This window comes from Robbsia sp. KACC 23696, assembly GCF_039852015.1.
In the GTDB taxonomy this organism is placed as follows: domain Bacteria; phylum Pseudomonadota; class Gammaproteobacteria; order Burkholderiales; family Burkholderiaceae; genus Robbsia.
Genome location: NZ_CP156626.1, coordinates 661,604 through 687,177, shown reverse-complemented (window position 1 = coordinate 687,177; position 25,574 = coordinate 661,604). Strand labels below are relative to the sequence as shown.

General features: G+C 59.8%; 23 protein-coding genes. 11 read left to right on the top strand and 12 right to left on the bottom strand.

Translation table 11 applies throughout. The annotated features are described in order from the left end of the window. Positions 1-13 precede the first annotated feature (13 nt). The 3 genes from ABEG21_RS02785 to ABEG21_RS02775 form a co-directional block, all read right to left on the bottom strand. Entirely contained in the window at positions 14-1,690 is a 1,677-nt protein-coding gene (locus ABEG21_RS02785; RefSeq protein ID WP_347555765.1) for a glycoside hydrolase family 44 protein, read from the bottom strand. Further along, entirely contained in the window at positions 1,668-2,987 is a 1,320-nt protein-coding gene (locus ABEG21_RS02780) for a hypothetical protein (protein WP_347555763.1), read from the bottom strand. The genes ABEG21_RS02785 and ABEG21_RS02780 overlap by 23 nt, the downstream gene beginning before the upstream one ends. 133 nt (positions 2,988-3,120) lie before the next feature. Continuing rightward, positions 3,121-3,852: a polysaccharide biosynthesis/export family protein gene (locus tag ABEG21_RS02775; RefSeq protein WP_347555762.1), complete on the bottom strand. Its 732-nt coding sequence runs from the start codon at positions 3,850-3,852 to the stop codon at positions 3,121-3,123. A gap of 184 nt (positions 3,853-4,036) precedes the next feature. Between ABEG21_RS02775 and ABEG21_RS02770 the strand changes: the two genes are divergently transcribed. From ABEG21_RS02770 to ABEG21_RS02760, 3 genes are all read left to right on the top strand, one after another. Next, entirely contained in the window at positions 4,037-6,190 is a 2,154-nt protein-coding gene (locus ABEG21_RS02770) for a hypothetical protein (protein WP_347555761.1), read from the top strand. 23 nt (positions 6,191-6,213) lie between these two features. After that, a complete protein-coding gene (locus ABEG21_RS02765) occupies positions 6,214-7,185 on the top strand; it encodes a DUF6492 family protein (RefSeq protein ID WP_347555760.1) in 972 nt (323 codons plus the stop codon). Positions 7,186-7,409: 224 nt separating this feature from the next. Continuing rightward, complete coding sequence (locus ABEG21_RS02760) at positions 7,410-8,546, top strand: acyltransferase (RefSeq protein WP_347555759.1); 1,137 nt, start codon at positions 7,410-7,412, stop codon at positions 8,544-8,546. 26 nt (positions 8,547-8,572) lie between these two features. Here the strand turns inward: ABEG21_RS02760 and ABEG21_RS02755 are convergent, their stop codons facing one another. From ABEG21_RS02755 to ABEG21_RS02730, 6 genes are all read right to left on the bottom strand, one after another. Then, positions 8,573-8,833, bottom strand: coding sequence for a DUF1427 family protein (locus ABEG21_RS02755; RefSeq protein WP_347555758.1), 261 nt, complete (start codon positions 8,831-8,833; stop codon positions 8,573-8,575). A 72-nt stretch (positions 8,834-8,905) separates the two neighbouring features. Beyond that, positions 8,906-10,201, bottom strand: coding sequence for an alginate export family protein (locus ABEG21_RS02750; RefSeq protein ID WP_347556589.1), 1,296 nt, complete (start codon positions 10,199-10,201; stop codon positions 8,906-8,908). Between the two features lie 202 nt (positions 10,202-10,403). Further along, positions 10,404-11,354, bottom strand: a complete 951-nt coding sequence (locus ABEG21_RS02745) for a glyoxalase (RefSeq protein WP_347555757.1) — start codon at positions 11,352-11,354, stop codon at positions 10,404-10,406. A 176-nt stretch (positions 11,355-11,530) separates the two neighbouring features. After that, entirely contained in the window at positions 11,531-12,217 is a 687-nt protein-coding gene (locus ABEG21_RS02740) for a hydrolase (protein ID WP_347555756.1), read from the bottom strand. A gap of 311 nt (positions 12,218-12,528) precedes the next feature. Next, positions 12,529-13,110, bottom strand: coding sequence for a lipocalin family protein (locus ABEG21_RS02735; protein WP_347555755.1), 582 nt, complete (start codon positions 13,108-13,110; stop codon positions 12,529-12,531). Positions 13,111-13,338: 228 nt separating this feature from the next. Then, a complete protein-coding gene (locus ABEG21_RS02730; protein ID WP_347555754.1) occupies positions 13,339-13,797 on the bottom strand; it encodes a carboxymuconolactone decarboxylase family protein in 459 nt (152 codons plus the stop codon). A gap of 147 nt (positions 13,798-13,944) precedes the next feature. On the opposite strand from ABEG21_RS02730, the gene ABEG21_RS02725 reads away from it, so the two are divergent. After that, positions 13,945-15,432, top strand: coding sequence for a PLP-dependent aminotransferase family protein (locus ABEG21_RS02725; protein ID WP_347555753.1), 1,488 nt, complete (start codon positions 13,945-13,947; stop codon positions 15,430-15,432). Positions 15,433-15,516: 84 nt separating this feature from the next. On the opposite strand, the gene ABEG21_RS02720 is transcribed toward ABEG21_RS02725, so the two are convergent. Both ABEG21_RS02720 and ABEG21_RS02715 read right to left on the bottom strand, forming a co-directional pair. Further along, complete coding sequence (locus ABEG21_RS02720; protein WP_347555752.1) at positions 15,517-16,290, bottom strand: dienelactone hydrolase family protein; 774 nt, start codon at positions 16,288-16,290, stop codon at positions 15,517-15,519. Positions 16,291-16,555: 265 nt separating this feature from the next. Continuing rightward, entirely contained in the window at positions 16,556-17,830 is a 1,275-nt protein-coding gene (locus ABEG21_RS02715; protein ID WP_347555751.1) for an NAD(P)/FAD-dependent oxidoreductase, read from the bottom strand. Between the two features lie 233 nt (positions 17,831-18,063). On the opposite strand from ABEG21_RS02715, the gene ABEG21_RS02710 reads away from it, so the two are divergent. The 4 genes from ABEG21_RS02710 (at position 18,064) to ABEG21_RS02695 (ending at position 20,903) form a co-directional block, all read left to right on the top strand. Beyond that, entirely contained in the window at positions 18,064-18,513 is a 450-nt protein-coding gene (locus ABEG21_RS02710) for a TOBE domain-containing protein (RefSeq protein WP_347555750.1), read from the top strand. A 31-nt stretch (positions 18,514-18,544) separates the two neighbouring features. After that, the gene (locus tag ABEG21_RS02705; RefSeq protein ID WP_347555749.1) at positions 18,545-19,021 is read left to right on the top strand and encodes a type II 3-dehydroquinate dehydratase; all 477 of its coding nucleotides are present in this window, start codon (positions 18,545-18,547) and stop codon (positions 19,019-19,021) included. A 121-nt stretch (positions 19,022-19,142) separates the two neighbouring features. Next, the gene (locus ABEG21_RS02700) at positions 19,143-19,817 is read left to right on the top strand and encodes a DUF1028 domain-containing protein (RefSeq protein ID WP_347555748.1); all 675 of its coding nucleotides are present in this window, start codon (positions 19,143-19,145) and stop codon (positions 19,815-19,817) included. 105 nt (positions 19,818-19,922) lie between these two features. After that, positions 19,923-20,903: a LysR substrate-binding domain-containing protein gene (locus tag ABEG21_RS02695; protein WP_347555747.1), complete on the top strand. Its 981-nt coding sequence runs from the start codon at positions 19,923-19,925 to the stop codon at positions 20,901-20,903. 54 nt (positions 20,904-20,957) lie between these two features. Here ABEG21_RS02695 and ABEG21_RS02690 read toward each other — a convergent pair whose 3' ends face one another. Beyond that, positions 20,958-21,863: a LysR family transcriptional regulator gene (locus ABEG21_RS02690; protein WP_347556588.1), complete on the bottom strand. Its 906-nt coding sequence runs from the start codon at positions 21,861-21,863 to the stop codon at positions 20,958-20,960. Positions 21,864-21,985: 122 nt separating this feature from the next. Here ABEG21_RS02690 and ABEG21_RS02685 point away from each other — a divergent pair, with 122 nt between their 5' ends. From ABEG21_RS02685 to ABEG21_RS02675, 3 genes are read left to right on the top strand one after another with little or no spacing between them, the layout of a single operon-like run. Next, complete coding sequence (locus tag ABEG21_RS02685; RefSeq protein ID WP_347555745.1) at positions 21,986-22,627, top strand: glutathione S-transferase; 642 nt, start codon at positions 21,986-21,988, stop codon at positions 22,625-22,627. Positions 22,628-22,666: 39 nt separating this feature from the next. Beyond that, positions 22,667-23,653, top strand: coding sequence for a pyridoxamine 5'-phosphate oxidase family protein (locus tag ABEG21_RS02680; RefSeq protein WP_347555743.1), 987 nt, complete (start codon positions 22,667-22,669; stop codon positions 23,651-23,653). Positions 23,654-23,708: 55 nt separating this feature from the next. Further along, positions 23,709-25,574, top strand: a complete 1,866-nt coding sequence (locus tag ABEG21_RS02675; RefSeq protein ID WP_347555742.1) for an ATP-binding protein — start codon at positions 23,709-23,711, stop codon at positions 25,572-25,574.

Sequence of the window (25,574 nt, the reverse complement as noted above, 5' to 3'; positions counted from 1 at the left end):
CTAAATGAAGCTTTTATTGTACGGCGTTATGCAGCACGAACAGTGTTACGCTTTGTTGCGGCAAGGTCGCGGTCAACTGGCCATTGGCGTAGCTCACATCGCTCAAATGCGTAATGGCATTGTTTGCAAGTTGCCACACTTCCGCCGTCCCGCTCGCGGCCATATTGCTGAGCCCGATGGTGACCGTCGACTGCAAACTCAGCTGCTTGTTCACGGCCATCACTGTCACGGCATTATCCGAACGGATCGCGGCAAACGCGGAGACATTGTCCGGGTTGGTGACCGTCGTCGAAATACTCGTCGAACCGAATGCCGATCCTGCGCTATCGTAATTCCGGTACATCTTGATGGCCTTGTACACCGGCATCGACGCATCGATCGTCCCCCAGCGCGTTGCCATGTCCAGGCCTTCCCTACCGAAAATCCCCAGGATATCGGCCTGGGCGGTAGCACCGTTCATCAACGTATCGCCGCCCCAGTTGTATTCGGTGATGGCGATCGGCGTCCCGGCGTAGTAATACGTATTTACCCAGTTCCGCATCGTCGGGATCAACGCGATCACGCTGTTGATGTAGGTCGGATCCGTGTAGCTCTGATCCCACAAATCGCGCGTCGATACGTTGCGCTTCAACATGATGGCCTGCGAGCCCGTGGTGTCCTGGTACTCGTTACTTTGCGGATAAAAATGCAGGCTGAACACGTCGATCGGATGCCCGGCGGCCTTCCATTCCGAAAGTAGCCAAGGCACGTAGGCCATGCCGCCGGTTTCGTTCGTCCGGTCCGGCGCATTCGCATACCCGTGCAAGATCGAGTACTGCTGATCGTAGCCACTGTATTGGTAACCGGTCCAGCCCCACTCTTCCGGTGCCAACACCTGCGCGCCCGAATCCGCCGCCTTCACCGCCTGTGAATAAGCGATCACTTTCGCGGCGATATCGCTCGCATGCGCACCGGTGGGCTGCACGTCGAAGTGGATTAATTGCCAGAGGCTGGGCTCGTTATCCATCGCGTAATAACGAACACCGCCGGCACTGGCCGCGCCGAACGTCGTAACCAAGGCGGCCACGCGCGCCTGTTCATTGGTCGTGCTGTCCGCCGTGGTGGCATCGTCCACGTCGTTGCCCGTGATCTGAGTACCCCCGACCAGCACACCGTTCCCAGCGTCCGAAAAGCCATTGACGTCATAGCTCACCTGCGCGCCGTACTTCGCAATCGAGAAGCTGGAGAGCGTGGCGTTGCTGGGACCCAACTTCGCGATGCGCCCGATCATCGGAATCGTCACGATGGGCGTCGCGCCGGCAGCCTGCGTCGCCGTGACAAAACGCGAGCCGTATTGAATCGTGTCTGCCGCCGTGATGTAGGTACTCTCAAAATACCAGTCACGTCCCGCATTTCGTGCTTCGATCTGCCAGTTGTACAGCGTCGCACTATCACCGCCGGAGCGGTTCAGCGGTACGTGCAAATCACTCAGCGTCTGCGTGCTGCCGAAGTTGATGCCATAAATCATCGGATTGATGGCACGACGGTTGGCGGACGCGTCCACCGCGATCGTGGCCGTCGTCGTGGCGCCTGTGCTGCTTCCGGCACCCGTCCCGTTATTCGTTGATGAGCCGCCGGAGCAACCCGCCAAAACCGACAGCACCATCTTGATACCGATCGTCGCGAACCTACGACGCTTCAAGCCGCGCATGCACACCCCCGACATTCATTCCCCCGACCGCGCCGTACGGCGCCGCGCGCCCGCCCCACTCCTCCAGTTCGCCCGCCCGCCAGATGTAGACGAAGATCGCAAGAATTACCGCAGTCTCGCCCGGCACCAGCGTCGGCGGATAGAAAAAGGAAATGAACAATATGTAGATCAAGTAGTCGCATAGCGCCCCGAGGAAATCATCCTCGACCTTCGCTTGCAAGCGCCGGTAGAGAAGGAGGCCGCGGACCTGAAAAAGAACAATGATAAACGCACCGATAAGGCCATATTCAAAAACAATCCCCAGCCAGGTGATGTCCGCCAGAAAGAAGAAGTGATGGAAATAGTCCATCAACGACTGTTTGCTGGTAGGGCTGATTGTGCCGACGCCGAAGATCCAGCGCAGCGGGTCTTTTCCGAGAAACTGACTTGCCAACTCGATCGTCACGCGCCGCGTATCGAAGCCGCTTGCGGCATCGGTACTGAAGGCGGTCGCCAGATAGCCGGTGGAGAACATCCCGACCAGCGCGAACGGCGCGCACACCATCAAGGCGATGCGATGCGACATGCGCGCCCACCGAAAGGAGTTCAGCAGAATGACGGCGGTGATGCCGATGATCCCCGATCGGGCCTTGACGATCAGCAGCGCGACGCAAAAGACGATGACGGTGCCCACCAGATAGCGGAAGCTGCGCTCGAAAAATGTGCGTCGGTAGCAGAAGAACAACAACACCATCGGGAAATACATCGGCATCCGGATCCGATGCCCCCGGCCGTCGTCCGAAAAGAAATCGGCCTGCCCGACGACGTACTTCGTGCTGTACCAGCTATTCGGCACGACGATGGACATCAGGATCAACGCCGCTACCACGATGATGCCGCAGAGCAGAAAGCTTTTTTCCAGTTCCGCGAGGGTCGGCTTGAGCGTGAACAAGACCGCCAGAAACGAGAAGAAATAGAGAATGGGCAGCAGCTTGACCTGCGCCGTGAGGCTCGTGAAAAAGCTCTCGTTGAAATAGAAGATCGCGGCAAAGCTGGGGAACAGCACGAGCCACGTCAGGCTGATCAAGATTTGCCGTGTCACAGGCAGGCGTACGTGGCCGCGCAACAACAAGACCAAGGGCAGCGACAGCACCGGGAAAGCCTTCGACAAGGCCCAAAGCGGCAACAAGGCAGTGAGATAGTGGAAGGTCTGGCCGAACATCGGCAACAGCGCGATCAGCCACCACTTGACTTTGGATCGTACGGGCGCGGCCGAGAAGACGGCGGGAACTCCGTCCGTCGAAGAGGCTGTTTCCATCTCGTGTAATGTCCCTGCCTGGCGGCGGAAGCCAGACGTCTTCCGCGAAAGCGCTACTGTAGGTGTGAAAGCGGACAGCCGATCGCCCGCGCCCTAATCCATTTCCATCCGGACGTCGGCGCGCGGCGCTATATTACCGGACGACGCCAGGGTTGTTGGTGATCGAATAGCTGAAGCCCTTGCTGAACGGGATCGCTTGATTCAAATTCTGATCGACCCACTGATCCACCTCGGCGATCGACGACTTGGGCACAAAAATAGTGTCGGTTGGCCGCAACACGATATCCTGCCGCGGATCGCCGCGGTGCGTCAGCGCATCGAGGTCGACCGTCCGGATCATCGGTCGACCATCGGGGCTCCGACGTATCACGACCACCTCGTGGCTGCGCGCGGTATCCAACAATCCCTGCGCCGCCATGATCGCCTGCATGACGCTCATGCCGGCTTCGAGCGTGATCTGGCCCGGCTGCTTGACCTGCCCGCCCACATACACGCGCGCTGCCGTTTGCGCGATTCCTACGGCAGCATGCGCGTTTGCCGTGACGCCACTGGTCGCGAGCGCTTTATTGATATTATCGGCGAGCTGCGCTGTTGTTAATCCGCCAGCCTCGATCGTGCCCGCGAAAGGCATCGCGAACGTGCCGTCCGGCGCAACGGGGCCGCGGTAATTCAATTCGGCATTAAACGGCAGATTGATCGCCAACTCATCGCCGGGCTGAATTTGGTACGCCGTCGCCGGTGTATCCGACCAGGTCGCAAATCCTTGCGGCTTCTGGTATTCCGACTGCACCCAGGTGTGCGAACACGCTCCCAGCATTGTCATCACCAAAGCGAAGACGGGAACAATCGGACGGAAGGTTTTCATCGAGCGCGGCGCAAAAGGCGATGGATTTCACTCTTTGTGCGTGCGCGATTGCATAAAAGCTTGCCGCGGCACAGTGGATCCAACGCTAAATTTTAGGAAACTCAGTCTACCATGACCATTTATATCTTTTCGCACGTATTATAGGCGGCTGGTGTCTCAAATGTTGGCCTAAAACTGAACAGATATGGCTATTACGACTAGAACAAGGCCTGAACGCAAGGCTGCTGACGTCGAAGTGTCGATTCGCGACTATTTCAATACTTTCTTTTATTACCGGAAGATCGCAGCATCGGTTTTTTTTGGCATAGTCGCGCTCGGGGTGATCGTCGCGTTAGCCGTCCCGATGCCCTTTCGGGCACAGGCGACATTGCTGGTACTTCTTGCTGGCTACTACGATCAATCGAATAGCCCGAATGGCAACGTGCCGATTCAACCTGCCGTCGGCCAGTTGAACAGCGTCGAAGCGCAGATCCTGGGCAGCCCGGAACTGCATCGTGACGTGATCGTCGCCAAGCTCGGTCCGGCCGCAACGGAAGCAGAGATCAATCAGCAATTGCAGGCGTTTGAAGGTCGTTTGCATATCGAGCAAAATGATCTTGCCAACACGATCAAGTTGTCGTACTCCGATCCGAATGCGAATGCGGCGGCGGATGCCTTGTCTCGCCTCCTCGATCAGTATTTCAAACGACGGGCGGCAATATTTACCTCGGGCCGATTGGGTTTTCTGACCACCCAAAGAGATCAGGCCGCGGCAGCATTGCAAAATGCCAACACCAGCCTCCTCGCGTTCCAGACTAAATATGGCATCGCCAATATCGACGATCAAATTACGCGCGCCGTCCAGCTCGAAAGTAATTTGGTATCGCGTAAGCTCGACAATGACACAAAACTGACGCAAGACCATGCCGAGCTGAAATCGCTTCTCGAATCTTCAAAGAGCGTCAAGGAAACGATACCGATCTTTACTGACGACACCGAAGCATCGCGCGCACTCGCTACGATGCAAGTGTCCCTGATGCAATTGGAAACGCGTCGCGCGGATTTGGCATCGCGTTACATGCCGACCTCGCCGTTCGTCGCGCAAATCGATCAACAGATCGCCGACACGCGCAAGGCCATGGCACAGCAGAAGTCACAGCTGCCGAACTCGACACGTCTCGGTCACAATACGTACTACGACACGATCCAGGCGCGCCTCTCGGCGCTAAGTTCGGGCATCGCAGGCGAGACGGCCCTAGGCCAGGCGTTGCAAAGCCAGATCAAGGACGCACGCGCACGCATGCAGCAGTTGAACGATATATCGAGCCAACTGCGTCAGCTTCAGTCGAATCGCGACATCCTGGCCGACAGCTATCGGGATCGCGCCAGACAAGTTGAAACAGCGTCGGTTCAGCAAGGGCAGGCAAGTCAGGCAAACAGTACAAACGTACGTGTTGTTCAAGCCCCTTATCCGCCGTCGCAGCGCAGCGTTTCGCGCGGCTTGATTATCGAAGCGAGCATCGTCGCCGCGCTTGTATTGGCGGCCCTGGCGGTCCTGATCACGGCAAGCCTGCGCGAGACCTTCCTGAGTCCTGAGCAAGTCGAGCGCGCACTGTCTCTGCCTGTCCTGAACGCGCCCGTCGTCATGGGTGGGAACGGCATTCCGGTCGAGGGCGACGGTGCATTGCGACCGTTACACAAAGCCTATGGCCGCATGATTGCGGCCATCAACGGCAGCTCCGACAATGCGTCCAAAGTGCTTATGGCATTGTCGTTCGGACCGGCCGACGGTCTGCTTTCGATCATTCGCGGTCTTGCGATCGAGTTGGAGCCGCGCACAACCAAGCCGATCTTGATTCTCGATCTGGCTTCGGCGGCGGGCGCACCGCTGTATGGCAAGCCTGGCACGCGCGGCACGCTGACGTGGACCGAGCCGACCGTGGAAGGCAATGGCGCCGTCAATGGCAAGGAAGCAGGACAAGGGAGCACGCCCGCGATCAATGTCGATGCCAATGGCATGTCGGTTGAAAAAGTCGACCGCCACAACATCATGGTAGCGCGACCGGAAAGCGGTAACTTCCCATCGTCCTGGCAGCAAACGTCCGAGCTGTTCGATTCACTGCGCACCCATCACGACTACATCATCGTGCATGCACCGCCGGCGAATCAGTCCTTCAGCGGCATTGAAAATGCCGCGCTGGCAGACGCCTCGATCATCGTCGTACGTGCGGAAGCCACGCGCAAGCCGGTCGTGTTGAGCCTGAAGGAACAGATTCAAGATGCGGGCGGCCGCCTGATCGGCGTGGCGCTGACACACCGCCGCGGTTATATCCCGAACTTCGTCTATCGCTTCTTTTAACGTCTCGTAAGGGTTGGAGCAACATGTCTCAAATAAGCGCTATCTTGCCGATCAAGACCCGCGGCCGACATTACGCAGACAATATTGGTCGCTGTGACATCCTGTTCTCTTCGCTGCGTCATTTCGCAGCCCCGGGAACGTTTCATCGCTTTGTGCTCGTCGTGCCGCACGAAGAAGTGGAAGAGGTAAAAGGCTATGCGAAGGCATGGTCGGATTTTCCGATCGAGGTCGTCGATGAATCGTTGCATATGGGGATCTTCAGCGAGTTCTCGCAGCGCCACCAGATCCGCAACTGGCATCGCCAGCAGATCATCAAGCTGTATGCGCCGGCATTGATCGAGACGGAATACTTTCTCGTATTCGATCCCGATTGCTTTGCAACCCATCATTTCAACGTCGACTCGCTGATCATCGACGGCAAGGCACTGACGCATCTGCAACCGCGCAACGTCGAACCGTATTATTGGGAGGCTTCGGCAAAGCTGCTCGAGGTGGACCCGCACCTCGATCGCGACGGCGTCTGGTGGACCCCCACGATCCTCTCGCGCACGCTGTGTCTCAAAATGCAGGAACGCCTGGAAGCCGTGCATGGCACCGATTGGCGCCGCACGCTGCTCGCCAACTATGCCGTCGATTGGACCGAGTACACACTGTATTGGTTGAACGCCGAACGCGAAGGGTTATTGGACAGCTATCACACGGCACCGCAAGCAGGTCAGCGCGCCTTGCATGCCGACGAGAGCGTCTGGTTTGCCGAAAAAATGGATGAATGGGATCCGGCCCACCATTTCGCCGAAGAGAGCAATGGTATGTTCGCCGTTGTTCAAAGCAATACGCATATCTCGCCGCAACGTGTACAGGAAAAGTTCGCACCCTTTTTCCCGATTACGATACAGCCGTACGAGCGGCATATCGACCCGGCATTGAAGCGTGCGGAGTTGTACTCGGCCGTCGTGCGGCGCGGACTGAAGTTCCTGAAGAAGATGCGCGCCTGATCGATGTCTGGATGGACGGCCTATCTACCGAGGCACGTCCATGCAACACGTTCGAGAAAGCCCCCATGCCGTTTCCAGGGGCCTTGCTGCCATCACCGTCGAAACATTTTGCGAGATAAAATGCGTCGACGCCTACCTCTCGCGGCCGATAGGCAGACCGACCCGATTCATCGCCGCGCTGCTATTCAAACAACGACCTTTGCAGTGTGGAGCGACACCCGGGCATGAAACAGAAATTAGTCGGCATAGAAATATTGCGCTTCTTGAGTGCGTTCGCCGTGCTCATTTGGCACTTTCAACATTTTTATTTCGATACGGCCTCGGCGAAAATCGTCGTGGTGCACAGCGAAGAGCCGCTGTATGCCCTATTTCGGCCGTTCTATGATTTCGGCTGGCTCGGCGTCAATTTCTTCTGGACGATTTCCGGCTTTGTGTTCTATAGCCAATACCTGAAAAAAGTCTCGTCCGGCGACGTTACGGGACCGGCCTTCTTCGTGCGGCGTTTCTCCAGACTCTATCCCTTGCATCTCGTGACACTGCTGATCGTCGCGGCCTTGCAGCTGGTCTATTTCGCGAATCATAGCGATTATTTTGTTTTCCCTTATAACTCCCCGTACGACTTCTTCGTGCATTTGATTTTTGCATCGGGCTGGCTAACCCCTTACACGGACTCCTTCAATGGGCCGGTCTGGAGCGTCTCGACCGAACTGGTCATCTATCTCGTTTTCTTTCTCGCGGCACGCTATCTTCGGATTCGTTTGGTGGCGACGCTGGCGCTCGTCGTGTTTTCCGCCATTGTCGGCATCGTCATGATTCGCCACCAAGTGAAGGGCAGCGAATCGAACCTGTTTTTCTGCGCGTTTTATTTCTTCATGGGCGGGGCGGTGCATCTGATCGTCGAACGGATGCACGGCGTGATCGAGCGACGTCGCAAGGCCTTGATCGGTCTGTGCGCGCTGGTCTATATCGCGCTCATCGCCTTTTGTGCGCTCTTCGGTGGAACGAAATACCTGGCCGCCACGATCGGCGCACCCGTTTCGATTTTCCTGCTGCTCATCATCGAGCCCTATATTCCGAGCCGCAGTGCGCGATTCATCGTCGCGCTAGGCAATACGACCTATTCGAGCTACTTGATTCATTTCCCGATTCAGCTCGGCATCGTGCTCGTATTGGGCCACTTCGGTATCGCAAGCGCTGCGGTCGCGCAAAGCCCGCTTTTCCTTGCCGCCTACATGTTGCTGGTCTTCTCGCTGGCGCGCCTGGTGTACATCGCGTTCGAAGCACCGGCGCAGCGAATTCTCCGACGTCGCCTGGCCTGGGTATCGTCGGATACGCCGACAACGAGAATCGGGGCCGAATAACCATCGCAACCGGTATGCCGGCGGCGTCAGACCTGCCGCTCGGTGCGCGCTTTCTTGAATTTCTCCTTGCACAGCAGTCGCACCGGATGCGCGGACGTGGCGCCGACCTTCGTTTCAACGGCGACAGGGAAGAAATGCGCCTTGACGATGGGTATCGCGTGTTCTCCTACCACCATGCCGAGCAGGCCGGTCAGCGCAATCAACGGCGGCGCCGGCGACTGAACCTTGAACAGCCAGTAGAGAAAACCGACGCCGAGCCCTGCTGCAAGGGATATGAGATATGACACGTTTCGCTCCTCGATAAGATGCACGCGCGCCGCGCTACACAGCGATTCGCGGCGCATGAAATGGTCGATCGCCTACCAGGCAAACTTCGTTTCGATGCCGACATAATCCGCGTTGCGCGCGCCCAGCTGTCGGAGCGAACTGCCCACCTGGAAATGCACGGCCTCCACCGCCGCCGTCACATTCGCATCGACGACCCAGTCGGCGCGCAGCTGCGCATAAAACCCGGTCCATCCGCTGCCCCTCCCCGCCGTCCCCGGCACCGCTGCCGCGCCTTGTTGATACACCGCGTCCGCGGTCGTCTCCCGCCATTGCAAACCGACCGCGCTCAACAAGGTCAGATGACTGTTCGGCTTTAACGTGATCGATGGCTTGATATGGATCACGTTGGCATACCCGGTATAGCCTGCCATCGTAAAATAATAGCCATTCGGGAAGAGCGCATTGAATGTCTCGATTCGTCCGTCGCCGGGATGACGATCTCCGGATGCAGCATCCACCTGGATGCCGAATCGAGGCGTCCACGGCACCCCCGTCAGCGTATAACCGGCCAGCGAGCCCATCGCCCAGGCGGCAATGGTTTTCGTGCCGACGTGTCCCGACTGAACCATTCCTTCGATATCCCAGTCGATACGATCGACCTTGCCGGCATAGCGCATATCGAACACATCGCGATGCTCGTTGCCGCTTGCATCGAGAAACGATCCATTGCGGCGGTTATAGCGAGAATAATAAGCCGACAAGTCTCCTGGACCCACCGCTTGGCGCTCGACACGAACACCGCTGAAAGTGAGATCGCGATTGGACACATCGTCGAGATCCCCGCCGTCCCGATATTGCACAGGCTGAGAGGCATAGGCGATCCATCGCCACGGTCCGGTTTCATAATCGAGCCATACCGCATCGAAGGCCTGGCGCACATTGGGGCCATCACGGACAGAGATAAAGCGCTGCAGGTCGAACGCCATTTCCTGCCGCCCGACACGGGCCTTCAACGTTCCCGGCCCCAGTGGCTCCGTCACCGCGATAAACGCCTGGCGCAGATCGAGCGGATTTTTATCCACCGGCGTCACGCGGTCCTTGCCGAAAGGCTGCGCATCTTCCCATTGCGTGAAGAACTGCACGTGGGCGTTCAATCGAATATCGGCGTGCACCTCCAGGCGCTGCAGGCCGTAAGTGTCCGGCCGCCCCGTGCCGATGCCGAACAAAGGCGCGTCGTTGATCTCAAGGCGTTCCCGCAGCACCATGCCCAATGACACATAGGCGTCGGGATTCCCGAATAACGGAATGTATTTCAGCGCATCGAAGGGCCTTTTCGGTACGCAGTCATTCGCCAATGCCGACCAATTCTCCTGCCAGCGGTTGAACATCACCGCCGGCCGATCACACGCGACGGTGTCCGCCTCCTCCGTCGCCCAAGCAGACAACGGCACCGCCGTCGAACACGCCGCGATGATCGACCACGCCGTCACGGTACGCAACCGGATCGCTTTGCCGGGCATGGACGGTATCGGCCAGCGCCGCCGCGCGTCGGTCCGAACGTCACCCTTCGACACAGCGCCGGCCTTTACCTCACGCGCCATCATGGACTTCGGCGATATATCCACCGGGGAATTGCAGCATCGCCGTTGCACCTGCCCCGATAGCGACCGGCTCCGAAATGACTTTCACCCCTGCACTCTGCGCCCGCACCAACGTGGCAGCCAGGTCGTCGACTTTATATCCGGTGGTTTCACGTCCATACGGGAAAGGCAATTTGCCGTCCGTGGCGAAGACGACCATATTGCCGAAACCCGAATGAAGCTTGATTACACGAATCGTATCGCCCGGTCTACCGATCACGGCGGCGTCCGCCTGTCGCTGATCCGAGACGATCACGCCATGCGAAAAGCGCAGCCACTTAGCAACGAAGGGGTCGGCCGCGTCACGCGATACATAGACGCGATTGTCCGGCACGCTCTGCAACGGTGCGTATTGCGGCGCCTTGGTATGCCAATACAACTGCATCGTCAAACCGCCGGGCCATTGCACGATGGCGTCTTTGCCGATAGGGTCGTCGAACGAATCGACGATGACATCGGCACCGGCGGCGCGCGCTGCCGCCACGGCATGATCGATATTGCTGACCAGATAGCCGGTACGCTCATTACCGAACGGATAGGGGATCGGCGTCTCGAATCCAAACACCGATAGCATGCCGACCGGCGTCTGCACATATTGCGAGATAGTTTTACTCGGCGTGGGCGTCACGGTAAAGACGCCGCGTGGCGACGCCTTTCCGCCAAACGTTGCGATGAAACTGTTGACGAAGGCATCGAGGTCTGTGGGCGCCACATAGACGTGGGTCGTGTCGTATTGCGCACCGAGCGATACGTCGCCATGCGTCTCTTTCGCACGATGCACGTGCTGCGAGGACGTCGACGACTCGGCCGCGACACACATAGCGGGCGCCGCAGTCAAACCGCCACATAGAGCGGCGGAAAGGAGCGCGACAGGAAGAAGTCGATAGAGCGGTTTATGCATATGAATACTCTGGGGGTGTCGCTAGCTGCGCGATCGGCATGGGTAACATGACCGGCCGAACGTAAAGGGAAGGTACCGGCACAGTGAGTCTTCAGACCCGGCATCCTTTCTTTTCATCATTTAGCATGACGAATTTTTCTATTCGGTGCCATCGTGCCGGTCGTGAAGTGTGAGGTTTATTTTGCGGAAACAGGCGCGACGATATCGTACGGCTGTTGGACGCGTTGCGCCGCTTTATGCACCATCGTGCTGGCGTAATCGACCCCCATTCCATACGCACCCGAATGCGTTTTCACGATCGACATGACGGCATCGTAGGTTTCCTTGCGCGCCCAGTCACGCTGCCATTCGAGCAGAACTTGCTGCCAGGTCACCGGCACGACGCCCGCCTGGATCATCCGTTGCATCGCGTAATCATGGGCCTCTTTCGACGTGCCGCCGGACGCATCGGCAACCATATAGATTTCATAGTCGCCTTCGGCCATCGCGCACAGGGAGAACGCGTTATTGCATACCTCGGTCCAGAGCCCGGAAACGACCACCTTCTTGCGGCCGTTTTGCGCGAGCGCATCGCGAACTTTCTGGTCGTCCCAAGAATTCATCGAGGTGCGTTCCAGCACTTTCTGTCCAGGGAAGACATCCAGCAATTCAGGATAGGAATACCCGGAAAAACTTTCCGACTCCACGGAGGTGATCGTCGTGGGAATATCGAAAACCTTGGCTGCCTTCGCCAGCGCGACCACGTTGTTCTTCAATACCTGCCGATCGATCGATTGCACACCGAACGCCATCTGCGGCTGCTGATCGATGAAGATGATTTGGCAGTTCGTCGGCGTCAGGACTTCGAGTTTGGCTTGCGTCATGATGGGCGTGATCCTTGAAAACATAAGGTGAACGTTGGGGAATCGACTGCGTCCCGCTCCTGCTTCAAGCAGACTCGGCGCTTGGAAGAAGTCTATCGACTGGTTTCTTTCAAGTCCTTATCCGCGACCTTAAGCTTTCTTAATCCTTGTCAAACTAGCTTGCGACCGTGCGCCCGCACCGTCCGTGCCATACCGGAGTGAGGCACGCGAAAGCCGCCGTATAGGCGGCAGCTGGCGAGCGGGTCTGGGTGGAAGATGTCGTCGTCGAAGGCGCACTGCCCGCGACATCGCGAGACCGAGAATCCGTTGCTTCAGTCGTGTGATCCCGGCGACGCGAAACCCGGCTGACCGATTTGATCGGGTTTTTGTGGGATGCGGCGGAACTGCGACGTGTCATACCCCATCGCATGGAAACGGGCGAGCAACGCGCGGTACGTGGCGTCATCCATATCGGGTTCGCGCGAAAAAATCCAGCCAAGCGATTTATCGGGATAGCCGATCAGCGTGTAGCGATAGTCGGGATCGACGTACAACGTCAACTGCGACACATAGATCGGCCAAAACAGCCGCACCCGCCACGCCCCGCCACCGCTGCCCTCCTTCACGCGATCCAGGAACTGATAGCGTTTTTCCGGCCCGTCGAAACCGCCTTTCCGCCCGACGAATGCGTCATCGATTCGGCCATCGCTGCGCAGTTTCCATTCGGCACGACTTCCGACAAATCCGCGCTCGGCGAAATACGGGATATTGGCGATTACATACCACCGCCCCATATAGCGCGGCAAATCCACCGCTACCGTCGACAGCGGCACTGCCGCACGGGGATTGGGATTCGCTGGCTGGCTCGTGCAGCCGGCGAAGCCGAGGCATACCGCGGCGGCAATCAAAGACATCGCCAGCCTGCGCCGTCGTCGCGCGTTCTCTCGCTGGACGACACTCACGCATGTGTCAACAGATGAGGCCATAAGGGCTCCCGGGGACCGTTTTCTGTCCTTTATACGGCCGTGGGCGCCTAATGGATTACTCTGGGCCACCATTGCGCGACCTAGCGTCGCTTGTCGGCCCAGCCCGCTTCCGGACGACGCGGGAATGTGAGTCCGCGCGAGTGAAGATTCCCAATGCTATTCAATCGGTTTGTCCGCGACGGGCACATGCATGCCGATCGCCATGCGGTTCCAGGCGTTGATGCTGGCAATCACCCAGCTCAAGTCGACGATCTCCTGCGCATCGAAGCACGCTTGCAGCGTCTCGAATTCCGCCTTGCGATCGTCATAGCCGTCGGGCAAACGGGTCAACGATTCCGCCCACGCCAAAGCCGCCGTTTCACGCGCGGAAAAGATCGACGTCTCGCGCCAGACGGACAGCAGATTGATGCGATTCCATGGCTCGCCTGCCTGACGCAGGTCCCGCACATGCATATCGACGCAGAACGCGCAGCCGTTGATTTGCGAGACGCGCGTCTGCACCAGTTCCACCAGCCGCCTGCCGAGCGTCGAATGCGTCAGCGACTCGGTGATCGAGCGGAGCGACGCATACTGCTGCGGCGCGAGGGTGGTCCAAGGAAGGCGTGGCGTGTGCATAAGATGCTCCAGAGAGGGTGCGAGACCGGGCGCCGCGGGGGCTGCATTCGTTTTCATGATGCGCGGCAAGGTCGCTTCGGTTAGGCTGCAGTATCGACGATCGATGGCCCAAGGAACAGGCACATATCGTTCACTTTCGACTAGACCATGACCGCGATGACAACGCCGGCCGCGACGCGCACCCCGCCTATCCACCAGCAGCTCTATACCCGCTTGCGGGATATGATCGAGCAGGGACAGTTGCGCCCGGGAGAACGCCTGTCGTCACTACGCGCGATGGCGGAGGAACTCGGCGTGGCACGCGGGACGGTGCAGCTCGCCTATGACCGCCTGCTGGGCGAGGGCTATCTCGTCGCGCGCGGCCCGGCCGGCACCTTCGTGGCGAACGATGCGGGTCGCCCCGAGCCGCCGCGTCGCGCACGAAAGGAAACACCCGCTTCAGCGGCGGCGCCAAGGACCGAACGCCTGCTTGCGCTCCCTGCCGATGAGATCCTCCTCGAATCCGGCAGCAGCGACGCCCCACGGATGCTGCAATTGGGCGTTCCGGCATTCGACGCGTTTCCGCGAAAGCTATGGACACGGCTGATGGCACGTCAGGTACGGCTGGCGCATTCCCTGGGCAAGCCCCCTGCCGTCGGCCATGAACCGTTGCGTGAAGCACTCGCCAGTTATCTCTATCGATCACGCGGGATCACATCGACGGCAGCGCAACTCTTCATCGTCCCGTCGTACGCGGCGGGCCTCGCATTAACCGTCGATGCGCTCGGGTGCGCCGAGCCATCGGGCAGTCTTCGCGGCAGCAAAGCCTGGGTCGAATGCCCCGGCTTTCCGCCCACCGCGCAGTTGCTCGCGCACGTGGGACTTCGCCCGCATTACGTGCCGGTGGATGCCTCCGGCATCGACGTCGAGCAAGGGTGCCAGCAATGCGGCGACGCCAAGATCGCCGTGGTCACGCCCTCGCATCAGAGTCCGACCGGCATCGCACTGACGCTGGCGCGACGCATGGCGCTGCTGGCGTGGGCATCGTCGCGCGATGCGTGGATCGTCGAGGACGACTACGATGGCGAATATCGATATCGCGGTCATCCCCTTCCCGCGCTGAAAAGCCTAGACAGCGATGAACGCGTGATCTATTGCGGCACGCTCAGCAAGGTGATGTTTCCAGGACTACGGCTCGCCTACGTGTTGGTGCCGCCGGGACTCGTCGCTATTTTCGCGATGGCTGCGGCGCGTGCCGTCCATGGCGGCTGCCCGGAACTGGCGCAGGCCACGCTGGCCGAATTCATTGCTGCGGGGCATTTTTCTCGTCACATCAAGCAAATGCGTACGCTGTACGCGCGACGACGCACCTTGCTGGCAAACGCATTGCGACCTTATGAGAAGAGGGGATTTGTTGTACGGCTGGAAGACGGGGGAATGCATCTGCTGCTCGACGTTCCCGCCGATGCGGATGATATTGCCATGGCGCTACGTGCGCGGGCAGCGGGTTTCGGCATTCACGCGCTGACGGCGTGGCGGCGTGGCGAAGCGGGACGCCGTGCCTTGATGCTCGGCTTTACCAATCTTGCCACGATCAGCGACGCTGAGCATCAGGTCACGCGACTGATGGCGGCACTGGACACGCCGGCAGGCTGACTGCGCGAGCGCCCTACGCCCGCCCGAAGCGAGGAACGAGCGGACGTAGGGATCGTACTGCGGGGGAAAGCCCCCGTTGCGACATTAACCCAGCGTACGGGCGTACAGCGCGAACAGCTCGTTCCAACCGCGTTCCGCTGCCGGCGCATCGAACACCGGCATATCCGGCTTCATCCAGCCGTGCTTCTTGCCCGTGTAGATTTCGCTCTTGTGCTTCACGCCGGCTTCGACCAGCGCAGCTTCGAAGCGTGCCGCCATTTCGGGCGGATAGCTATGATCTTCGTCGGCGCCCGCCACCAGGACTTCCGCCTTGACCTTCGGCAATTGCAGATGCGGGCTGGTCGGCAGGTCCGTGGCCAGATTGCCGCCGTGGAAGCTGCCCGCGGCCGCGACGCGATCCGGGTAGAACGCCGCAGCGGTCAAGGCCATGCCGCCGCCCATGCAGAAGCCGACGGTGCCGACCTTGCTACCCTTCACATCGCCACGGCTGTCCAGATAAGCCAGCAGCGCAGCGGTATCTTCCGCCGCCTTATGGTTATCGGTGCTTGCCATCATCGGACCGACGGTGGCGCGGAAATCGCCTGCCAGCACGACCTTCGGGTCCAAGGGACCGTAGGCGCCGAAGCGATAAAACAGGTCCGGCAGCAAGACGATATAGCCGTGCTTCGCCACATGGCTGGCCATCTCGAGCATGCCCGGGCGAATGCCGAAGGCATCCATGTAGAAGATCACGCCCGGCCAGCTGCCTTCGCCTTCAGGCTTCAGCACCCAAACCTTACAAGAACCGTCTTTTGCCTGAACGGTGATCTGTTCCTGACTGACGCCGTGAGCGTTTACTGATGCATTGGAATTGGACATCGAAAGGATCCTGGTCATGAAAATGTAAGCAAAAGCCCATTGAAAAGCGGCTTTTTGTCGGCCAGATGACACGTGCGACGAAAATCACCTACTACGTCGACGGCGACACTGCGCGGCTGATCACCGTAGTTGAGGCAATTCTAGCAGTATTGGCCTAGGCTGACTTTTCGTCACAAATGGCAGATTCTCCCGCGTCCTTTCTCTTACAAATGTCGCGCTCGGCGCGTCTCGCAATCCGATTTGCGATCGCGTTTATCGCCCTGGTTTATCGGTCGCCAGGCGACATTGCGAGACGGTTCTCATAGGCCACATAGTTGCGTTGAATCGCAATGTGATCGGCGATGTATTTGGCATCGTGCCAGCATCCGTAAATAAAAGACGATGCCCGATTCGTCAGATCCGGCAGTCCCAAAAAATAGATGCCGCTTTCCGCGGAAATGCCGCGCTTATGAAAAGGTTGCCCTTGCGCGTCGAAAGCATCGACTGCCAACCAACTAAAGTCGAATCGAAATCCGGTTGCCCATACGATCGACTTAACGCCGGCTTGCGCGAGGTCCAGCGCAAGGATCGGCTGCGTCATGCATTCCGGATCCGCGAGCAAGTCCCACGCTTCAGGCTCAGCCGGAAGATCGAGGCCATTGCGTTCGATGTAGGCATCCGCCTCTCTGAGCACATCGAAATAGGCTGCATCTCCCGCCGCGACGTTGTGTGCCAGATCGTCCGCGATACGAAGCACGCCGTCCTCATAGCTTTTGGTCAGGCCGAGCACGGTGATACCCGCATGCGCAAGACGTCGAAAGTCGATCGTCTTGCCGCCGTCATAGCCGCTGACCGCAAACGCGACATGCTTCTTCTTCGGGGTGATCTTGATTTCGTCCCATTTCCCAAGCACGCCCAGCCACCATACATAGTCGCGATTCCGATAGGTGCGCGGCGGCCGGTAATGCTCGCCGATCGACAGGTACACCGTCTTGCCCGCCGCGCGCAGTTCCTCGGCAATCTGCGAGCCCGATGCCCCGCCGCCCACTACCAGGACTGCACCGTCGCCCAACTGCGCCGGATTTTTATAGGCGGACGAATGCCATTGCCGGATGCCCGCCGTCGACGGGACGATATCGGGATAATGCGGCACCTGGAAGGGGCCGGTCGCGGCGACGACGCGCTTTGCCTCGATCATGCCGTCCGATGTTGTGACAATAAAACCGGGGCGGTTCTCGCACCGGCTCACGCGCGTCACCGCCACGCCCGTTCGCACCGGGGCGGCAATCTTTGCCGCGTAGTCCTCGAAATAGCGAGCCATGCGCTCTTTGGGCGGAAACACGTCGGGGTCGACGTCGTCGAAGGCGAGGCCGGGGAAGCGGTCGTGCCATGCGGGACCATTTGCAACGAGCGAATCCCACCGCTCGGAACGCCAGCGCTCCGCAATGCGCTTACGCTCCAATACGATATGCGGCACGCCCATCGCGCTCAGGTGCTCGCTCATCGCAATGCCGGACTGACCCGCGCCGATGACCAGCGTATCGATTTCTTCGACTGACATTTTCTATCCTGATAAAGACGCGGCATGTTTTTAATGCCCTCATCATCCCGCGATCGCGTGACCACAGGGCATCTGTTTTTCCGACGCCAACCATCAAGAAACGCAAAGATCGACAACATTCTTTTCTCGTATCCTTCAATCCGAGAACCCCGCTCAGGCTGGGGCCGTGCCGAACGGAGCCGCTGTACGGCCGACTCCCTTGTCGAGATAGCCGTTGTGCAACGCAAACCTCCATGAGCGATGAAAACACCCGACGCTCGCCCGTCGCGTCTGTCGGCGCCGTTCCGGACGACGTCAATATCCTGCCGGCATATTTTCACGGCGAAGATGCCACCCAATTGCATCTACGCGTCAGCGCCGGCTTGGTCAGCATCGATCGTGAATGCCTGGTCGGCGGCTCGCACGGCGGCGGCCGCGTGGATATTCACGTGCGGCCCGAGCACCTTCGCTTCGCGCCGCTGACGGCCGATTCGGCGCTGACCGGCACGGTAGTCGATCATGTCCGGCAAGGTGCGTACGTCGATACCTACGTCGATGTCAATTTCGCGTCCGGTGCCGGCCAGCGGGTGATCGTACGTTCGACCGGCGCGGATGCCATCGAGCGGTTCCCGATCGGCAGTATCACCGCCTTGGCACTGCCGTCGCAGGATATGACGCTGGTGCCAAAGCCGATCGCGTCTTGAAGCCCTCCTTTCGCATCGCGAGTCCACGCCCATGTCTATCACGTCCGAAGCCGCCACCTCGCCTCCCGTCGCGCCGACCGTCTGGTTCCTGAACGGGCCGAATGCGAACCTGTATGGACTCGACGGCAACAACGTCTACGGCAGCGATAGTTTCCCGACGCTACAGGCACGGTGCGAAGCCAAGGCGCGCGCGCTTGGCCTGTCGCTGCATTTCGTGCAATCGAACTGGGAAGGCCAACTGGTCGATTGGATTCAGGAGGCGCGCGGCACGGCCGCGGGCATCATCATCAACGCGGCGGGGCTGACCTATACATCGGTGCCGATTCTCGACGCGCTACTGTCGTTCCCAGGCAGGATCATCGAAGTGCATATGAGCAATATCTGGCGCCGCGAAAGCTTTCGCCACCACTCCTATATCTCGAAAGCGGCCGACGGCGTGATCGCGGGTCTGGGCGGCGACGGCTATGAATTCGCCATCGAAGCCGTCGCACGATTGATCCGTGTCTGATCCGTGTCTGATTCCTAGATGGGATAACACGAGCGCGCACGGCCCCTCGCCGCCACCAAAACGGTATAGGGTGAGGTCAGACCGCGCTTCCGATGGATGCTTTACCGACAGGTAGATTCTCATGACGTTTTCAATCATTGCCCGATGCCGGAAAACGGGGCAATTCGGCGCTGCCGTCGCCTCGTCGTCGCCCGCCGTCGCGGCACGCTGCATTCGCGCGCGTGCCGGCATCGGGGCGGCGGCAAGCCAGAACATCACCGATCCTGCCCTCGGCCCCCAGGCCTTGGACTTGATGGCGGCCGGACAGGCACCGGACCAGGCACTCGCCATGCTGCAGCAGAAGCCTTTCAGCGCATACCGACAGCTGATGGCGATCGATGCCGACCATCCCCCGGCGATCTTTACCGGCGACAGCGCGCTCGGCACGCTGGCGAGCGTGACGGGCGAACATGCCGCCTGCGCCGGCAATATGCTGGCCAACCGCGATGTCCCGGCAGCCATGTTGGCGGCATTCGAGCGCAGCGAGGGCGCGGCGCTCGCCGACCGCCTGATGCAAGCGCTACTTGCCGGTCAGGCGGCCGGTGGCGAGGAAGGGCCCGTCCATTCGGCGGGACTGTTGGTGGTCGACACGCTGGACTGGCCGATCGTCGACCTGCGTCTGGACTGGGTGGAGAACGGCCCGGTGGAAGCGCTGGACGCGGCCTGGCAGGTTTTCGCGCCGCAGGTGAACGACTACATCACACGCGCCCGCGATCCGCGCGCGGCACCCAGCTTTGGCGTACCGGGCAACCTGTGATCCGCCGGTCGGATTTCACGACGCGCCCGGCACTTTGTGCGAAGATAATCGCCGATGTTCGAAGTGCCGTCCGCGGCTCGCCATGCGTTCCCTCTCAGCTTGCTCATGCTCAATCGCATTTCCCTGCGTCAAATGGAGTATTTCCTGGCCGCGGCGAAGTACGGCAGTATCGCCATCGCCTCCAGCCATATCCATATTTCCGCCCCGTCGATTTCCGCCGCGATCGCGCATATGGAAACCGAGCTTGGCATTCAGCTCTTTATCCGACACCCGTCGAAGGGCATGACGCTGACACCGGTCGGCACGCAAGTCATGCAGGAATGCGAGCACCTGCTCGAACGCGCTTCGAAGCTCTACGATATCGCGTCGGACTCGAGCGAGGCCATGCAGGGCGTGCTGCGCGTAGGCTGTTTTCAGTCGTTGGCACCGATGATCGCACCGGAAGTCATCTACGGTTTCAAGCGGGCGTTCAGCAAAATCGACCTGCAAGTCGTCGAAGGCGATCAACATGAACTGATGACCAAACTGCACAACGCCGAAATCGATATTGCCATCACTTACGATCTGCAACTGACCGAGGATGTGCAATTCGAGGTCTTGTGCCAGTTGCCGCCGCATGTGCTGGTCAGTGAGCTGCATCCGCTGGCCGAGCAGACTGCCGTCACGCTCGCCGAATTGGCGCCGCAGCCGATGGTACTGCTGGACCTGCCGCTGAGTCGCGATTACTTCATGTCCTTGTTCACGCAGGTCGGCGTCGAGCCGCATATCGTGGCGCGCTCCCGGTCCGAAGACGTCGTCCGGTCTCTCGTGACGAACGGCATCGGCTATACGCTATTCAATGTCCGGCCGAAGTCCAAGCAATCGCTCGACGGCAAGCGCTTCACGCGTCTGCGCCTGTCCGGCACGCACCGCCCGATGCTGCTCGGCCTCGCGACGTATGCGCCGGCGAAACAGCCGCGACTCGCGCAAGTCTTCATGCAACGTTGTCGCGCCTATATCTCCGACCAATATATTCCCGGCATGAGCGCGGCCAGTTATTTCGATCCGCATCTCAATCCGGGCAGCGAGGACGCGGGCGCCGCATAATGCCTGCAGGCATCGTCGGCAGGTGCGCCGCGCGTCGAAGACGCATTTCCCGTTTTATGCCGCGCCGATCTGTGTTCGCAAAGCGTCGATAAAGGCACGGACTTTAGGGCTGGGATGCGTGGTGGGTGGATACACTGCATGAATACCGGCCGGCACGCTCGACCAGTCCGGAAACAACCTGACCAGTCGGCCGCTCGCCAGATCCTCGGCCGTGGAAAAATCCGTCAACAGCGCGAAGCCGCCCCCGGCCAGTGTCGCGGCACGGGTGGCGTCCGCGGTACTGACGCGCATCGCATCGGCACATCTCAGATTCCGCACGCTGCCATCCCGATGCCGCAGATGCAATGACATCGGATTTGGCAACACCGATAAAGCCACCATCGGCAGGGCCACCAACGCGTCGAGCGTGCGCGGCTTTCCCACGCGTGCCAGCCAGGCGGGCGTGGCGACCAAAAATTTCGACAGCGTGCCCAACTTTGCCGCGCGGTAATTCGAATCGTGCAGCGCTCCCAAGCGCACCGCGACATCGATGCCTTCCGCGATGAGGTCGACGGTCATGTCGTTGCAGATCAGCTCGACCTGCAAAGCCGGATGCGCCTCGCGCAACGCAACCAAGGCGGGCGCAACGACGCGTGCACCGTAGTCGCCCGGCGCACTGACACGGAGCGTTCCGCCAACCGGCGCCTTGTCGCCGGCGACGGCCGTCAAGGCCTCCTCGGTGGCCTGCAGAATTCTGACGCTTGCCGCATGGAATGTCCGCCCCGTCTCGGTCACGCTGAGCTGTCGCGTTGTCCGCGTGACCAGGCTCGCCCCCACTTCCTGCTCCAGGCGTTGCAGATGGGCACTGACCATCGTTTTCGTCAGTCCGAGCCGTTTCGCCGCGCCCGTCAAGGAGCCCGCGTCCACGACGGCAACGAACACCGCCAGACGGTTCAGATTCACATCGCGCACATCGGCCATCGTCGATTGTCCACTCAAAGCTGATAATGAATCCGAGTGTAGCAGGCTTATCGCAGCGACGAGGAGCGCGTAAGCTGACGGAATCGCGTGTCCTCACGCCTTTTCAAATACGAAAAGAAGCCATGTCAAAGCCATTGCCGGTACATCCCATCAAGCTGCACACCACCCTGCTCTCCGGTCATGGACATCGGGTAAAGCTCTTTCTGAGCCTGCTTGGCTTGCCATTCGAAGTCATCCCACTGTCCATGCAGGATGGCGACAACCGTCGTCCCGACTATCTGCGCCTCAATCCTTTCGGGCAGGTGCCGACGATCGAAGACGGCACGTTCGTGCTGTTCGATTCGAACGCAATTCTGGTCTATCTGGCGAAGCGCTATGGCGACGCGTCCTGGCTCCCGGAGGATCCGGTCGGTGCCGCGGCCGTGCAGCGTTGGTTATCGCTCGCAGCCGGACAGATTGCCTATGGGCCCTGCGCCGCGCGCCTGGTCACCGTATTCAAGGCGCCATTGAATCTTGAAAATGCGCAGAACATTGCCAATACGCTGTTTCCGATACTGGAAGCCGAATTGCAGGATAAGCCTTTTGCAGCCGGCCAGCAGGTGACGATCGCCGACATCGCCGCGCACACGTATATCGCGCATGCCCCGGAAGGCGGCGTGTCGCTCGAGCCCTTCCCGACCATCCGCGCCTGGCTGAAACGCATCGAGGCGTTGCCCGGCTTTATCGCCATGCCGACCACCAAGGCAGGATTGCTTGCGGAATAGTTTTTAGACAGAGGCTGCCCTAGCCACTGGAGTATCGCCATGCCCGACATCTCGCTGCCCTTCTCCGGCGACACGCCATTGGCGTCACCATCGCCCTTTCATGCCGGCGAAACTGCCGTGCAACAGCGCGCGAACGTCCAAGCGCTCGCCGAAACAATCGGCCGGCGTGCAATACGAGACGCGATGCCCGAGCAACACCGGCTCTTTTTCGAGGCGCAGCCGTTGATGATCTTCGGCGGAATGGATGCCGATGCCCAACCGTGGGCAACCGTGCGTATCGGTGCGCCGGGCTTCGTTCGCGCACCGGACATGCACACGCTAAGCATTCGCGGCGGCGCGCTGCCTGACGATCCCCTGCGCGACGCGTGGAAGGTGGGCGCCCCGATTGGCGGCTTGGGTATTCAACCGCACACCCGTCGACGCAATCGTGTGAACGGCGTGATCACGTCAGTCGATGGCGATACCGTGACACTGCAAGTGCTACAAAGCTTTGGTAACTGTCCCCGCTATATTCAGGCGCGTGCACCGGAATCGATCGATGCGGATAGCCGGGCAACATCGGTGCTTACGCGGCGCAAAACGCTGAGCAGCGAGGATCGCGCCTTGATCTCGCGGTCCGACACGTTTTTCATCGCAAGCGCGAACACCTCGGCGGACGCCGGCATGGCCGGCGGCGTGGATGTATCGCATCGGGGGGGACTGCCGGGCTTCGTGCATATCGACGACGACAGCACCCTGACCGCGCCGGACTACGCCGGCAATAAATTCTTCAACACGCTCGGCAACCTGGCACAGAATCCGCGCGCGGGACTGTTGTTCATCGACTTCACCTCAGGCGATCTGCTTTATCTCGCAACCCGCGCCGACATACTCTGGGATGCACCGGAACAGGATCGTTTTCCGCTGGCCGAGCGGCTGGTGCGTTTTACACTCCTCGACGTTCGACGCAGCAATGGCGCGCTTCCGTTCAGGTGGACCGCTGCGACCTATGCGCGAGAATTGGCGCCTCCGGTTGCGGCGCTTTGACAGAGACTATTATTTGAGGCATGTTGAGAGGCGAGACATCCTATAAAAAAAACGCATGCGCTTCTCCTTCTTTGCCGAGCAGCAATGGCCGCCGCCGCCCGCTTCGTCGCGGGTATTAATTGGCGCGGCGGCCGTCATCGCGGTCATCATCTTTTGCATCGATGCACTGACCACGTTGGATATCGCCATATCTGTGCTCTATGTCATCGTCATTTCTCTGGTTGCGTTGACAGGCAACCGACTCTTGACGTTGTACGCGGGGCTGCTCTGCATCGTATTGACGATCGTCGGCTATGTCGTCCCGCACAGCGCTTTCTACGATCCGGAAGCAACGGCCCGCAGTATTGTCGGCTTGACCGCCATCGGCACCTCGCTGTTTTTATCGCTGCAAGGTTTGTCCGGTACCGAAATGCTGATCGAAAAGATGCGTCTGCTGGAACTCAGTCATGACGCGATCATCGTGCATGGTCTAGACGGTCGAATCTCGTCATGGAATCGCGGCGCGCAAGCGCTCTATGGCATCAGCGAATCCGATGCGAAGGGTAAATCGATGCATGCCCTACTGACCACCACGGGCACGACGCGGCTGGACACGCTTCATATGGCCTTGCTGGAGACCGGGCAGTGGGAAGGCCAGTTGATCCAATACCGCGCGGACGGGCGACGCGTCATCGTGACGAGTCGCTGCGTTCTATTTCGGGATGGATACGGACGCCCCCTGTCGATCATTGCCACCAACAACGACATCACCGCACGCGTCGATGCCGAACAACGCTTGGCACGCAGCGAGGCATTCCACGCCGAAGCGCAATACCTCAGTCATACCGGCAGCGTCGCTATTCAATTCCCCTATCGCAAGATAGCCTGCTCGGTGGAAGCAAGCCGCATCCTCGGCGCGCCCGATCGCGATGTCTTGACGATGGAAATGCTGTATTCGGTGATTCATCCGGCAGATCGACGTCGCCTGATTTCCGACTATCTCGCGCTGCACGAAGGCGCATCGATGGTCGACACCGAATGCCGTTTGTGCATGGCCGACGGCACGGAGAAACATATTCGTATCGTCGCGCATCGGCTCACCGGCAACCCCGACAGTCTCCTCGACACGGGCGACGATCGCGTCGGCGCGTATGTGAGCGAATATGTCGGCGCCTTGATGGACGTGACCGAATCGCGACGCACGCAGGAAGCACTTCACCGGTCGCTGCAAGATTTGAATCATGTCGCGCGTTTGTCGACCTTGGGAGAACTTGCCGCCTCGATCGCGCACGAGGTGAGTCAACCGATTGCCGCCGTCGTGACGCACGGCGATGCCGCCTTGCGTTGGCTGCGGCGGGCGACCCCCGATCACGCGGAGACAGGACAGGCCATCGAAAACATGATCCGGGATGCGAAGCGCGCTTCCGACGTGGTGCAACGGGTCAGAGCGATGGCGCAAAAACGCGATAGGGATGTGCAAACGCTCGATATGAATGCGCTGATCCGAGAATCGCTCGCACTGCTGCAGCAAGACGTCAATGCGCAAGCGGTGCGGCTATCGGTCGACCTGCTCGGCGACTTGCCGCCCGTGGTCGCCGACCGAATTCACATTCAGCAAGTCGTCGTGAACTTGTTGTTGAATGCGATACAGGCATTGAAAGGCGTCGCACCGCACGGTCGTTATTTACGCGTGACGACGCGCACCGACGCAGCAAGACGCGTCGTGATATCGATCGACGACCGAGGTAGCGGCCTGACGGCGGAGAGTGCGAACCACCTCTTTACACCGTTCTTCTCGACGAAATCCGATGGGCTCGGCATTGGCCTCGTCATCGCACGCTCGATCATCGAATCCTATGGCGGCGACATCGGCATTACCGCGCGTGAAGGCGGGGGCGCCTCCGCGGTTTTTTCCTTGCCGAGCCACGACGCGCGGCACTGA